The sequence below is a fragment of the Streptomyces sp. NBC_00310 genome (genome assembly GCF_036208085.1).
GTDB lineage: Bacteria > Actinomycetota > Actinomycetes > Streptomycetales > Streptomycetaceae > Streptomyces.
Window position 1 is genome coordinate 8,040,752 of the sequence record NZ_CP130714.1, and the last position, 13,023, is coordinate 8,053,774.

The 13,023-nt window shown below is 72.1% G+C and carries 15 protein-coding genes; 12 read left to right on the top strand and 3 right to left on the bottom strand.

Annotated elements, in window-relative coordinates; translation table 11 throughout:
* The first annotated feature begins 63 nt into the window (after window positions 1-63).
* Genes OG202_RS35320 through OG202_RS35340 form a run of 5 tightly spaced genes read left to right on the top strand, consistent with a single transcriptional unit; the run spans window position 64 to window position 3,496 of the window.
* Window positions 64-489 carry a hypothetical protein gene (locus OG202_RS35320; protein WP_327727594.1) on the top strand — a complete coding sequence of 142 codons (426 nt, stop codon included), beginning with the start codon at window positions 64-66 and terminating at the stop codon, window positions 487-489.
* A gap of 5 nt (window positions 490-494) precedes the next feature.
* Window positions 495-1,460 carry an FAD:protein FMN transferase gene (locus tag OG202_RS35325; protein WP_327727593.1) on the top strand — a complete coding sequence of 322 codons (966 nt, stop codon included), beginning with the start codon at window positions 495-497 and terminating at the stop codon, window positions 1,458-1,460.
* Window positions 1,457-2,038 carry a ferric reductase-like transmembrane domain-containing protein gene (locus tag OG202_RS35330; protein WP_327727592.1) on the top strand — a complete coding sequence of 194 codons (582 nt, stop codon included), beginning with the start codon at window positions 1,457-1,459 and terminating at the stop codon, window positions 2,036-2,038. Before OG202_RS35325 ends, OG202_RS35330 begins: the two co-directional genes overlap by 4 nt.
* Window positions 2,035-3,276 (top strand): NADH-ubiquinone oxidoreductase-F iron-sulfur binding region domain-containing protein, encoded by a 1,242-nt coding sequence (locus tag OG202_RS35335; protein WP_327727591.1) that lies wholly within the window; start codon window positions 2,035-2,037, stop codon window positions 3,274-3,276. The genes OG202_RS35330 and OG202_RS35335 overlap by 4 nt, the downstream gene beginning before the upstream one ends.
* Before the next feature lie 7 nt (window positions 3,277-3,283).
* The gene (locus OG202_RS35340) at window positions 3,284-3,496 is read left to right on the top strand and encodes a ferredoxin (protein WP_327727590.1); all 213 of its coding nucleotides are present in this window, start codon (window positions 3,284-3,286) and stop codon (window positions 3,494-3,496) included.
* An 88-nt stretch (window positions 3,497-3,584) separates the two neighbouring features.
* On the opposite strand, the gene OG202_RS35345 is transcribed toward OG202_RS35340, so the two are convergent.
* Genes OG202_RS35345 through OG202_RS35355 form a run of 3 tightly spaced genes read right to left on the bottom strand, consistent with a single transcriptional unit; the run spans window position 3,585 to window position 5,483 of the window.
* Window positions 3,585-4,517, bottom strand: coding sequence for an aminoglycoside phosphotransferase family protein (locus OG202_RS35345; protein ID WP_327727589.1), 933 nt, complete (start codon window positions 4,515-4,517; stop codon window positions 3,585-3,587).
* Between the two features lie 28 nt (window positions 4,518-4,545).
* On the bottom strand, window positions 4,546-5,001 hold the full coding sequence (locus OG202_RS35350; RefSeq protein ID WP_327727588.1) for a ferritin-like domain-containing protein: 456 nt from the start codon (window positions 4,999-5,001) through the stop codon (window positions 4,546-4,548).
* The gene (locus OG202_RS35355) at window positions 4,998-5,483 is read right to left on the bottom strand and encodes a hypothetical protein (protein ID WP_326585596.1); all 486 of its coding nucleotides are present in this window, start codon (window positions 5,481-5,483) and stop codon (window positions 4,998-5,000) included. Before OG202_RS35355 ends, OG202_RS35350 begins: the two co-directional genes overlap by 4 nt.
* 251 nt (window positions 5,484-5,734) lie before the next feature.
* On the opposite strand from OG202_RS35355, the gene rimP reads away from it, so the two are divergent.
* The 7 genes from rimP to truB all read left to right on the top strand — a co-directional run bounded on the left by rimP (window position 5,735) and on the right by truB (window position 12,888).
* Window positions 5,735-6,244 (top strand): ribosome maturation factor RimP, encoded by a 510-nt coding sequence (rimP, locus tag OG202_RS35360; RefSeq protein ID WP_326576515.1) that lies wholly within the window; start codon window positions 5,735-5,737, stop codon window positions 6,242-6,244.
* Between the two features lie 2 nt (window positions 6,245-6,246).
* The gene (gene nusA / locus OG202_RS35365) at window positions 6,247-7,233 is read left to right on the top strand and encodes a transcription termination factor NusA (protein WP_326576513.1); all 987 of its coding nucleotides are present in this window, start codon (window positions 6,247-6,249) and stop codon (window positions 7,231-7,233) included.
* Window positions 7,234-7,382: 149 nt separating this feature from the next.
* Complete coding sequence (locus tag OG202_RS35370; protein WP_326576511.1) at window positions 7,383-7,679, top strand: YlxR family protein; 297 nt, start codon at window positions 7,383-7,385, stop codon at window positions 7,677-7,679.
* Window positions 7,680-7,826: 147 nt separating this feature from the next.
* Window positions 7,827-10,982 (top strand): translation initiation factor IF-2, encoded by a 3,156-nt coding sequence (gene infB, locus OG202_RS35375; RefSeq protein ID WP_326576509.1) that lies wholly within the window; start codon window positions 7,827-7,829, stop codon window positions 10,980-10,982.
* Window positions 10,983-11,176: 194 nt separating this feature from the next.
* Complete coding sequence (locus OG202_RS35380) at window positions 11,177-11,470, top strand: DUF503 domain-containing protein (protein WP_013000329.1); 294 nt, start codon at window positions 11,177-11,179, stop codon at window positions 11,468-11,470.
* 60 nt (window positions 11,471-11,530) lie between these two features.
* Window positions 11,531-11,977 carry a 30S ribosome-binding factor RbfA gene (rbfA, locus tag OG202_RS35385; RefSeq protein ID WP_326576503.1) on the top strand — a complete coding sequence of 149 codons (447 nt, stop codon included), beginning with the start codon at window positions 11,531-11,533 and terminating at the stop codon, window positions 11,975-11,977.
* Complete coding sequence (gene truB / locus OG202_RS35390) at window positions 11,974-12,888, top strand: tRNA pseudouridine(55) synthase TruB (protein ID WP_327727587.1); 915 nt, start codon at window positions 11,974-11,976, stop codon at window positions 12,886-12,888. Before rbfA ends, truB begins: the two co-directional genes overlap by 4 nt.
* Window positions 12,889-13,023 lie beyond the last annotated feature (135 nt).

Sequence of the window (13,023 nt, forward strand, 5' to 3'; positions counted from 1 at the left end):
TTTCTCTCAGACCGTTCCCCGACCGTAGGGCGTGACAGAACGTCACTACGGAGGGGAACGGTCATGACGACCAGAGAACGAGGTGCCGTCGCGGGAATCCGCAGAGGCGCCCGGCGTACGGCGGCCACCGCGGCGGCGGTGACGCTCGCGGCGGCCGCCGGCATGTTCGCGCTGATCGGCACGATGCAGGCGGACGCGGACACCACCGCGAGCGCGGGCGGCACGAGTTCGACGTCGTCGAGCACGAACGACGACACGAGTTCGGGCAGCGACAGCGGCAGCGGTACGGGCAGCAGCACGGACGCGTCGTCGGACGCGTCGTCGGACTCCTCCTCGTCCTCGGACAGTTCGAGCGACTCCTCCGCGGAGTCCTCCTCCGACTCATCTGCCGACTCCTCCGCCGACTCCTCCGAGGACCTCCAGTCGTCCTCCGACGGCATGACGTCCTCCTCGGACGACTCCGCGGACTCCACCTCGGGGGCGTCGTGACGACCGTGTCCACGACCTCCCGCCCCACGGCCGCCACGGACTGGCGGGCCCTCGGTACGAGCGTCCGCCTGGTCACCACCGACCCTGCCCTGCTCGACTCCTGCAACCTGCTGCTGGCCCGGCACCTGGCCGAGGTCGACGCCGCGTGCAGCCGATTCCGAGCGGACTCGGAGCTGTCGGCGCTGAACGCGGCCGAAGGACGACCCGTCAAGGTCAGCCCGCTGCTGGCCGAGGCCCTCGCGGTGGCCCTGCGCGCCGCCCGCGCCACGGACGGCGCCGTGGACCCCACGGTCGGCTCGGCGATGGAGGCCCTCGGCTACGACCGGGACTTCACCCTGGTCCAGGAGGACGACCGCCCCGTGCGCCTGTCGGTGAAGCGGGTGCCGGGCTGGAGCCTGGTCGCACTGGACCGCGCCACGAACACGGTGACCCTGCCGCCCGGCGTCAGCCTGGACCTGGGCGCCACGGCCAAGGCATGGGCGGCCGACAAGTCCGCGCGGACGCTGGCGCGGACGGCCGGCTGCGGCGTCCTGGTCAGCCTCGGCGGCGACACGGCCGTCGCGGGCGAACCCCCGGCCGGCGGCTGGCGCATCCGCGTCCAGGACGAGACGGCCCCGGTCGACCGACTGCCCGAACACGGCTCGTACGCCACGGTCGGCATCCGCGACGGAGGCCTCGCCACCTCCGGCACCTCGGCCCGTCGCTGGCGCCGCGGCGACCACGACCTCCACCACATAGTCGACCCCCGCACGGGGCAACCCGCCGCCACCCCCTGGCGCACCGTCTCGGTGGCAGCCGCCACCTGCGCCGACGCCAACGCCGCCACCACCGCCGCCCTGGTCAAGGGCCACACCGCCCCCCGCTGGCTCTCCCGCCTGGCCCTCCCGGCCCGCCTGGTCACCCACGAAGGCACGGTCGTCACGACACCGGGCTGGCCCTCCCCGACGCCGAAAGCCGGGCCCGCCGCATGAGCGACGAGATCCTCTGGTACGCCAACAGAGCCACCGGCGCCGTCTGTCTGGTCCTCTTCACCGTCGTCGTGCTGCTCGGCATCGCCGTACGGCTCCGGGCCCGCATCCCCGGCCTGCCCCGCTTCGGCACGGTCTCCCTCCACCGCACCCTCTCCCTCTCCGCCACCGTGTTCCTGGTCCTGCACATCGCGGCCGCGGTCGCCGACGACTACGTGAACATCACCGTCGTCGACGCGTTCCTCCCGTTCCTCTCCGACTACCAGCCCCTCTGGCTCGGCCTCGGCACGGTCTCCCTGGACCTGATGCTCGCCGTCCTGATCACCAGCCTCCTGCGTGCCCGCGTCGGCCACCGCACCTGGCGAGCCGTGCACCGGCTGGCGTACGCGTCCTGGCCGTTCGCCCTGGTCCACGGCATCGGCATCGGCACGGACAGCGGCACCGCCTGGATGCTCTGGCTCACGGTCGCCTGCGTCGCCGCGGTACTCGCCGCCCTCGCCCCGCGCACCGCCCACGCCGTACGAGACTCCCGCCGCACCCCCGCCGACCTGCTCCGCACGGCCGAAGGAGCCCGCCCGTGACCACCGTGACCGCCCCCACCGCCCCGACCGTCCACGGCGACCTCCACATGCCACCCCGTCTCCTCGCCCCCGGCGGCACCCCGGCCGACCACCTCACCCACGAGCAGCGCTACGGCCCCCTCACCTCCCTCACCCCCGCCGACCTGCTCCGCGTGACCGCCGAGTCCGGCCTCACCGGCCGTGGCGGCGCCGCCTTCCCCACGTACCGCAAACTCGCCTCCGTCGCCGAAGCGGGCCGCCGCACCGGCCGCGCCCCGGTGGTCGTCGCGAACGGCTCCGAGGGCGAACCCGCCAGTGCCAAGGACAAGACGCTGCTGCGTCTGTCACCCCACCTCGTCCTGGACGGCCTCCGGCTGGCCACCGAGGCGACCGGCGCGGCCGAGGCGTACCTCGCGGTCGAGGAAGGCACGGCTCCGCTGGAGGCAGCCGTCGCCGAACGACGCGATCCGGTCCCCGTGCGAGTCGTCCGCGTCCCCCCACGCTTCCTGTCCGGCGAGTCCTCGGCCCTCATCCAGCACCTCGACGGCCGGGCCGCCCTGCCCCGGCACCAGAACCCCCCGGTCCGCGAACAGGGCGTGCACCGCGCCCCCACCCTCGTCCAGAACGTCGAGACCCTCGCCCACCTGGCCCTGATCGCCCGCTACGGCGCCGACTGGTACCGCTCGGCCGGCACCCCCGGCGATCCCGGCAGCGTCCTGTGCACGCTCCACGTCCCCGGCCACACCCCCCGAGTCGTGGAGGCCCCCTACGGCCTCCCCCTGCACCGCCTGCTCCCCCTCCACGGCACGAGCGCGGTCCTGATCGGCGGCTACCACGGCACCTGGATCCCGGCCCGGCAGGCCGCTCACCTCACCCTCGCCGCAGCGGACCTGGGTGCGGGGGTCCTCGTCGCCCTCCCCGCCGACCGCTGCGGTCCCGCCGAGACCGCCCGTGTCCTGCGCTACCTCGCTCTTCAGTCGGCCGGCCAGTGCGGCCCCTGCCTCAACGGCCTGCCCCGTATCGCCGCCGCCTTCCAGACCCTGGCCGCCCCCGGCCCCCAGGGCACCACCCGCGCCGACATCGCCCGCTGGGCGGGCCTGGTCGAGGGCCGAGGAGTCTGCCACCACCCCGACGGCACCGTCCGCCTGGTCCGCAGCGCCCTGACCACCTTCGCCCCCGAACTCGACGCCCACGCCCAGGGCCACTGCACGGCCGCCGACCGCACCCCCGTCCTGCCCGTCCCCGAGCCCCGGAGCTGACGACACCGTGCCCGCACCCTCAACCCCGACCCTCGACGTCGACTGGACCGCCTGCCAGGCCCACGGCCTCTGCGCGGAACTCCTCCCCGACCACGTCACCCTGGACGAATGGGGCTACCCGCTGTTCGAGAAGGGGCCGGTCCCGAGAGCGGCTCTGAAACGAGCGAAGCGAGCAGCGGCCGACTGCCCCGTCCTGGCCTTGAAACTGGGGTCCCGCTAAGAGGCGCGGGGAACTGCGCGACCAGCCACGGACAACCAGCGGCTTCCAACGGTCCGGCTTCCGGCGAAGCCAGAGCCACCCGGCGAAGCTAGAGCCACCCGGCGAACTCCAGCAGCAACTCGGCGTCCCGCGGCCGCCCGACCCGCCGCGCCCGAACCCCCGACTCCACGGCCCGGAACAACGTCCACCCCCGCAACCGCTCCTGATCCACGTCCAACGACTCGGCCAGCCTCTTCACCCGCCGCCGAGTGATCGCCGCCCCCGACGGCGACGCGATCAGATCCTCCACCCGATCCCGCACCAGCCGAGCCAGATCGAACGCGCACTCACCCACCACCGGATCCGGCCCCACGGCCAGCCACGGCAACCGCTCCCCGGCCAGCACCTTGCTCTGCCGAAACGTGCCGTGCAGCAACCGCTCCTCGGGAGCGGCGGCCAGCAGCTCCTCCCGCGCGGCCAGAGCGGAGTCGACCAGCGCCCGCACCTCGCCGTCCCCGGCGGAGCCGCCCCGCATCAGCTCGGCCTGCCGCCCCGTCCGCTCGGCCACGGTCTCGAAGACATGCGCCTCGGGCGGCTCGACCCACAGCCGCCGCAACGTCGCGGCGGCCTCCAGCAGCGCCTTCGCCTCGGGCAGCGACCGCACCGACAGATCGGGATGCAGCCGCTCCAGCAGCAGGACGCCCTGACTGTCCCCGGGGTTGAGCAACTGCACCGCGCCCCGCCCGTCCCAGTGCGCGAGCGCCGCCCGCTCGCTCTCCGGCCGGGCCCGCCGGGGCGCCAGCTTGAGCACGGCGGGGGTGTCGTCGATCAGCCGTACGAGGACCACCAGACTGCTGCGGCCGCCGGGTGCCTGCACCCGCTCGACGGTCAACTCGCGTAGATCGACGGCCTGTTGGAGCAGATCGGGAAGCGTTTCCAGCCACTCGCCGATCCCGTCACCGCCGTCCGGCCGCCGGGTCTCGGCGAGCGCTCGCACCAGCCGCTGCGGCGGTTCGAAGTCCTCGAAAGCCATGCGCGCCATGGGCGAGTCGTTCCCTTCCTGGGCGTGATCAGGTGTGCGGTGTCGCCGACGGGCCGGCAGCGGCCGTCCGCTCGGTGAGACCAGGGAAGGCTACGCTTCCGCCCCGCCACCGCACCGCCCGCACCGCCGCTTCCCGCAGCGCCTCGGCAGCCGTGCCGCGCCGGTCACCCTCGCAGGCCCGGACGAGATCGGAGTACACGCCGGCCACCCGCTCCTCCAGCTCGGCGGCGAGCCGCGCGGCGGAGTCGGAATCGGTCACCTGGAAGGGCAGGGCGTACCCGGCGGCCGCCACGGCGGGTTTGCCGCCCAGATCCAGCACGGCCCGGGTGAGCGTGTCCCGGCGGGCCCGGTGCGCGTCGTACGCCTCCCGCGCCTCGCTCTGCCGCGCCTCACCGATCTTCCCGCCGACGACCCCGTACCCGTACACGGCGGCGTGCTCGGCCCCGAGCGCCGCCTGTACCGCCTTCAGCTCCCCGCCGCTCACTTCGCGCCCTCCGTCAACATGTACGCGTGCCCGGCCCCCGCCGCCGCCACCGAAGCCATCAGCCGCGCCATCTCGCCCGGTACCTCCAGCAACGCCTTGGCCCGCGTGTCGGCGAGCCTCCGCTCGGCGGCGGCCAACTCGGCGAGGGCTGCCCTGGGGTCCTCCGGCACGGGGGAGGGGGACGCCGAGGCGGAAGGCGAGCCGGACGGGGAGGCGCTCGCCGCAGCCGGACGCGCGTCCTTCCCGGCCCCGAACGCCCGGGCATGCCGTACGACCTCCGCCCGCAGCGGTGTCAGCAGCGCGGCCAGATCCGGATGCGCGGCGATCACGGCGTCGTACCGCTTCACCAGCCCTCCACTGTCCTTCACCACCCGGGCCCGGGCCTTCGCCACCACCGAAGGACTTCCCCCGGCGGAATCCGACCCCTCACCCCCCGCCGAACACCCCGCCAGCAGGCCCGCACCGGCGGCCCCGACAAGCAGACTCCTTCTGCGCGGCCCCGACGGGGTACGCGACGGCACGGTGAACGACACGGCAGACGTCCTCGGGGGGTCGTACGAACAAAGAAGCGGTGTGATCACGGTACCCGTGAAAGTCCCCGAGCCCCGAGAGGGGCGCGGGAACCCCCTCCCACAGGAACCCTCATGGACGGCAACACCCCAGTGGAGCGGCTACCCTTTGACCTGACACGCGCCCTACCCACAACAGCACACGCGGCCGAGGAGTCACCCGGATGAGCACCACCCAGAGCGAGAGGCTGCGAGAACTACTGGAACCGCTCGTACGCTCCCAGGGCCTGGATCTCGAAGAGATCGCAGTGGACTCGGTCGGACGCAAGCGGGTGCTGCGCGTGGTCGTCGACTCGGACGAGGGCGCGGATCTGGACGCGGTCGCCGATGTCAGCCGCGCGCTCTCGGCCAAGCTGGACGAGACGGACGCGATGGGCCAGGCGGAGTACACGCTGGAAGTCGGTACGCCGGGCGCCGAGCGCGCCCTCACCGAGCACCGCCACTACCGCCGGGCCGCGGACCGCCTGGTGAAGTTCACGCTCCGCGAGGACGGGGAACTGATCGCCAGAATCCTGACCGTGGACGACGACGGCCTCGACCTCGAGGTGCCCGGAGTGAAGGGCCGCAAGGCCACCACCCGCCGGCTCGCCTTCGCCGAGATCGACAAGGCCCGCGTCCAGGTCGAGTTCAACCGCAAGGACAAGAAGGACATGACGGAAGAGGAGGAGGCGTAGCCGTGGACATCGACATGAGCGCCCTGCGGGGCTTGGTACGGGAGAAGGAGATCTCCTTCGACCTGCTCGTCGAGGCGATCGAGGCGGCCCTCCTCATCGCCTACCACCGCACCGAGGGAAGCCGCCGTCACGCGCGCGTGGAGCTCAACCGGGAGACCGGCCATGTGACCGTGTGGGCGAAGGAGGACCCCGAGGACCTGGAGGAGGGGCAGGAGGCGCGCGCGTTCGACGACACCCCGTCGGACTTCGGCCGCATCGCCGCCACCACCGCCAAACAGGTGATCCTGCAGCGACTGCGGGACGCGGAGGACGACGCCACGCTCGGCGAGTACGCGGGGCGCGAGGGCGACATCGTCACCGGTGTGGTCCAGCAGGGCCGCGACCCGAAGAACGTGCTCGTCGACATCGGCAAGCTGGAGGCCATCCTGCCCGTGCAGGAACAGGTCCCCGGCGAGTCGTACCAGCACGGGATGCGGCTGCGGTCGTACGTCGTCCGGGTGGCGAAGGGTGTCCGCGGTCCGTCCGTCACTCTCTCGCGCACGCATCCCAATCTGGTGAAGAAGCTCTTCGCGCTGGAGGTGCCGGAGATCGCCGACGGGTCCGTCGAGATCTCCGCCATCGCGCGTGAGGCGGGTCACCGTACGAAGATCGCCGTCCGCTCCACCCGCAGCGGTCTGAACGCCAAGGGCGCCTGTATCGGCCCGATGGGCGGCCGGGTCCGCAACGTGATGGGCGAGCTGAACGGCGAGAAGATCGACATCGTCGACTGGTCGGACGACCCGGCCGAGATGGTGGCGAACGCCCTCTCCCCGGCCCGGGTCTCCAAGGTCGAGGTGGTGGACCTCGCGGCCCGCTCCGCGCGCGTGACGGTGCCCGACTACCAGCTGTCACTGGCGATCGGCAAGGAGGGCCAGAACGCCCGCCTCGCCGCCCGCCTCACCGGCTGGCGGATCGACATCCGCCCGGACACCGAGCAGCCCTCGGAGTAACCACTCGATCGGACGTCCGAGCTGGGCCGTTCGGGTACTGCCCGGTGGCCGGGGAATAGATCCAAGCCGCAGGTCGCTTAGATCACGACAACAACCGTTCGATTTTTGCCCCGCAGGGGTGAGGTCGGTGCGGGGAGGTAGACTTAGCAGTGTCTGGCCGGACGCGTGCCCGTGCATGCCCTGAACGCACCTGTGTGGGGTGCAGGCAGCGATCGGCCAAGACCGAGCTGCTGCGGGTCGTGGCGATCGAGGACGAATGCGTCCCCGATCCTCGCGGTACGCTGCCCGGCCGGGGTGCGTACGTTCACCCCGCCCAGGTCTGTCTCGACTTGGGGCTTCGCCGTCGGGCGTTCACGCGGGCGCTGCGTGCCCCGGGAGCGCTCGACACAAAGGCGTTGCGCCGATACGTGGAGCAGACAACAGTTGCCGAGCAGGCAACACCGTAAGACGTGCCGTGCGGAGCCTCCGTACGGCCCTGGTACCCCGCGAGTTGGAAGTAGGTCGAGATTGCGATGAGCACTCGATGAGCACGCGATGAGTACGCCCATGAAGTAGCGACGGTCCGGACGCACCCGGACCTAAAAAGGAGCGAAGTGGCTAAGGTCCGGGTATACGAACTCGCCAAGGAGTTCGGGGTTGAGAGCAAGGTCGTCATGGCCAAGCTCCAGGAACTCGGTGAATTCGTCCGTTCGGCGTCCTCGACGATCGAGGCGCCCGTTGTACGCAAACTGACTGACGCCCTCCAGCAGGGCAGCGGTGGCGGCAAGCCCGCCCCGCGCAAGGCCGCCCCGGCACGTCCGGGGGCCCCCTCTCCGGCGCAGGCCGCACGTCCGGCCGCCCCGCGCCCGGGTCCGGCAGCACCGAAGCCGCCCGCCGCGGAGAAGCCCGCGACTCCGGCCCCGGGCCCGCGCCCGCTGCCGGGTCCCAAGCCGCCGGCCCCGAAGCCCGCTCCGGCCTCCCCGGCCCCGAGCGTGCCCGAGTTCCAGGCGCCCCCGTCGGCCCCGGCCGCCGCGTCCGCCCCGTCCGCACCGCGTCCGGGCGCTCGTCCCGGCCCGGGTGCTCAGCGACCGGCCGGGGGCCACGGTGGTCAGCGTCCGGGTGGTCCCGGACAGGACCGTCAGGAGCGCGGGGACCGTCAGGACCGTGGCCAGGCGCCGCGTCCCGGTGGTCAGCGTCCCGGTGGCGCCGGTGCCCCCAAGCCGGGCGGTGCCCGTCCCGCGGGTCCGCGTCCCGGTAACAACCCCTTCACCTCCGGTGGCTCCACGGGCATGGGTCGCCCGCAGGGCCCCCGTCCCGGTGGCGCGCCCCGACCTGGTGGACACGGCGGCCCGGGTGGTCCCGGTGGCGCCCAGGGCGGTGCGCGTCCCGCGGCTCCCGGCCAGGCGCCGCGTCCGCAGGGTGCCGGCGGCGGTCCTCGTCCGCAGGCTCCGGGCGGTTCCCGTCCGACCCCGGGCGGCATGCCCCGTCCGCAGGGTGGCGGTCCCCGTCCCGGCGGTGGCCCCGGCGGCGCTCGTCCGAACCCCGGCATGATGCCGCAGCGTCCGGCTGCCGGCCCGCGTCCCGGCGGCGGTGGCCCCGGTGGCCGTGGTCCCGGTGGCGGCGGTCGTCCCGGTGGTCCCGGTGGCGGCGGCGGTCGTCCCGGTGGCGGCGGCTTCGCAGGTCGTCCGGGCGGTCCCGGTGGCGGTGGCGGCGGTTTCGCCGGTCGTCCCGGTGGTCCGGGTGGCGGCGGTGGCGGTTTCGCCGGTCGTCCCGGTGGTCCCGGTGGCGGCGGCGGTCGTCCCGGCTTCGGCGGTCGTCCCGGTGGTCCGGGTGCCCGTGGTGGCACGCAGGGCGCCTTCGGTCGCCCCGGCGGTCCCGCGCGTCGTGGTCGCAAGTCGAAGCGGCAGAGGCGCCAGGAGTACGAGGCCATGCAGGCCCCGTCGGTCGGCGGCGTGATGCTGCCTCGCGGCAACGGACAGTCCGTCCGCCTGTCGCGCGGTGCGTCGCTCACCGACTTCGCCGAGAAGATCGGCGCCAACCCGGCGTCGCTCGTCGGCGTGATGATGAACCTCGGCGAGATGGTCACTGCCACGCAGTCCGTCTCCGACGAGACGCTGAAGCTCCTCGCGGACGAGATGAACTTCATCCTCGAGATCGTCAGCCCGGAGGAGGAGGACCGAGAGCTTCTCGAGTCCTTCGACATCGAGTTCGGCGAGGACGAGGGCGGCGAGGAGTTCCTCGTCGCGCGTCCGCCGGTCGTGACCGTCATGGGTCACGTCGACCACGGTAAGACCCGCCTCCTCGACACCATCCGCAAGACGAACGTCGTCGCGGGCGAGGCCGGCGGTATCACGCAGCACATCGGTGCGTACCAGGTCGCGACCCAGGTCAACGACGAAGAGCGCAGGATCACCTTCATCGACACCCCGGGCCACGAGGCGTTCACCGCCATGCGTGCCCGTGGTGCGAAGTCGACCGACATCGCGATCCTCGTGGTGGCGGCCAACGACGGTGTGATGCCCCAGACGATCGAGGCGTTGAACCACGCCAAGGCGGCCGACGTGCCGATCGTGGTCGCGGTCAACAAGATCGACGTCGAGGGCGCCGACCCGACCAAGGTGCGCGGTCAGCTCACCGAGTTCGGTCTGGTGGCCGAGGAGTACGGCGGCGACACGATGTTCGTCGACATCTCCGCCAAGCAGGGTCTCAACATCGACTCCCTGCTGGAGGCCGTGGTCCTGACCGCGGACGCCTCGCTCGACCTGCGGGCCAACCCCCAGCAGGACGCGCAGGGTATCGCGATCGAGTCCCACCTCGACCGCGGCCGCGGTGCCGTCTCGACCGTCCTGGTCCAGCGCGGCACGCTGCGCATCGGTGACACGATGGTGGTCGGCGACGCGTACGGCCGGGTCCGGGCGATGCTCGACGACAACGGCAACAACGTCGAGGAAGCGGGTCCGTCGACCCCCGTCCTCGTCCTCGGTCTCACCAACGTCCCGGGCGCCGGCGACAACTTCCTCGTCGTCGACGAGGACCGTACGGCCCGTCAGATCGCCGAGAAGCGCGCGGCGCGTGAGCGCAACGCCAACTTCGCCCGGCGCGGAGTCCGGTTCTCCCTGGAGAACCTGGACGAGGCCCTCAAGGCCGGTCTGGTGCAGGAACTCAACCTCATCATCAAGGGCGACGCGTCCGGTTCGGTGGAGGCTCTCGAGTCCTCGCTGCTCCAGCTCGACGTCGGCGAAGAGGTCGACATCCGCGTCCTGCACCGCGGCGTGGGTGCGGTCACCGAGTCGGACATCGACCTGGCGACCGGCTCCGACGCGATCGTCATCGGCTTCAACGTCCGCGCTGCGGGCCGCGCGGCGCAGATGGCGGAGCGCGAGGGCGTCGACGTCCGGTACTACTCGGTGATCTACCAGGCCATCGAGGAGATCGAGGCGGCCCTCAAGGGCATGCTCAAGCCGGAGTACGAGGAGGTCGAGCTCGGCACGGCGGAGATCCGCGAGGTCTTCAAGTCGTCCAAGCTGGGCAACATCGCCGGTGTCCTGGTCCGCTCCGGAGAGGTCAAGCGCAACACCAAGGCGCGCCTCGTCCGCGACGGCAAGGTCATCGCGGAGAACCTCACCATCTCCGGTCTGCGTCGCTTCAAGGACGACGTCACCGAGATCCGCGAAGGCTTCGAGGGCGGTATCAACCTCGGAAACTTCAACGACATCAAGGTCGACGACGTCATCGCGACGTACGAGATGCGCGAGAAGCCGCGGTCGTAACCAGCGGTGGTTCACGCCGGCCGGGGGTGACCTGTTCACCCCCGGCCGGTGTGGCCGTTCCCGGGCCGCGCCCCGGACCCCCGGCAAACAATCCCGTCGAGGGTGTCCGCCATTCGTTGTACGGTTCTGATGTTCCTGCCCCGTGCTGTGGGCAGGCCATCTATCCCGTACCGGCGGGTGAACCGGATACACACATGTACGTGGGGACTCTGTCCTTCGATCTCCTGCTCGGCGACGTACGGTCGCTGAAGGAGAAGCGCTCCGTCGTCCGTCCGATCGTGGCCGAGCTGCACCGCAAGTTCGCGGTGAGCGTGGCGGAGGTCGACCATATGGATCTGCACCGCCGGGCCGTGATCGGGCTGGCGGTGGTGTCCGGTGACACGGGGCATCTGACGGACGTACTGGACCGGTGCGAGCGGCTGGTCGCCGGACGCCCCGAGGTGGAGCTGCTCTCGGTCAGACGGCGGCTGCACGGGGACGACGACTGACCGGTCGCCGAGACAATTCAAGAAACAGCAGTAACGCGGAACGAGCTAGGAGACGGACCAGTGGCCGACAACGCGCGTGCCAAGAGGCTGGCGGACCTCATCCGAGAGGTGGTGGCCCAGAAGCTGCTGCGTGGGATCAAGGACCCGCGGCTCGGCTCGAAGGTCACCATCACGGACACCCGGGTGACCGGGGACCTGCGGGAGGCGACCGTCTTCTACACGGTGTACGGGGACGACGAGGAGCGGGCGGCCGCCGCCGCGGGACTGGAGAGCGCCAAGGGCGTCCTGCGTTCCGAGGTCGGCCGTGCCGCGGGTGTGAAGTTCACGCCGACCCTCACTTTCGTGGCCGACGCCCTCCCGGACACCGCCAAGACCATCGACGACCTCCTCGACAAGGCGCGGGCCTCGGACGCCCAGGTGCGCGAGAACGCCTCGGGGGCGACGTACGCCGGTGAGGCCGACCCGTACCGCAAGCCGGGTGACGACGAGGACGACGCCGCCGAATGACCCAGCAGCGCCAGAAGAACACCACGCCCGACGGCCTTGTCATCGTCGACAAGCCGTCGGGCTTCACTTCGCACGACGTCGTCGCCAAGATGCGGGGCATCGCCCGGACCCGGCGGGTCGGGCACGCGGGGACGCTCGACCCCATGGCCACCGGAGTGCTCGTCCTGGGGGTGGAGAAGGCGACCAAGCTGCTCGGTCACCTCGCGCTCACCGAGAAGGAGTACCTGGGGACCATCCGGCTCGGGCAGACGACGGTCACCGACGACGCCGAGGGCGAGATCACGGCGTCGGTCGACGCGTCGAAGGTCACCCGCGAGTCCGTCGACGCCGGTGTGGCCGAGCTGACCGGCGAGATCATGCAGGTGCCGTCCAAGGTCAGCGCCATCAAGATCGACGGCGTGCGGTCGTACAAACGGGCCCGGGACGGTGAGGACTTCGAGATTCCCGCCCGACCCGTCACGGTCTCCTCCTTCGCGGTCCACGACGTCCGGGACACCGTCGCCGAGGACGGCACCCCGGTGCTGGACTTGGTGGTGTCGGTGGTGTGCTCCTCCGGGACGTACATCCGGGCCCTCGCCCGCGACCTGGGCTCCGGCCTGGGCGTCGGTGGCCACCTCACGGCGCTGCGCCGGACGCGCGTGGGGCCGTACAAGCTGGACTCCGCGCGGACCCTCGACCAGCTCCAGGAGGAGCTGACCGTGATGCCGGTCGCCGAGGCCGCCACGGCCGCGTTCCCGCGCTGGGACGTGGACGACAAGCGGGCCCGGCTGCTGCTGAACGGCGTGCGGCTGGAGATGCCCGAGGAGTACACGGGCCGCGGCGCGGTCGCGGTCTTCGACCCCACCGGCCGCTTCCTGGCCCTGGTGGAGAGCCAGAAGGGCAAGGCCAAGAGCCTGGCCGTCTTCGGCTGAGGGCGAGCCCGGCTCTTTGAGGGGCGCGGGGAACTGCGCGATCAGCCACATGGGACCTGTACTCGCCGAACTCTCCGAACCCCCGAACTCTCCGAACCCCCGAACTCTCCGAACCCCCGGACTCTCCGAACCCCC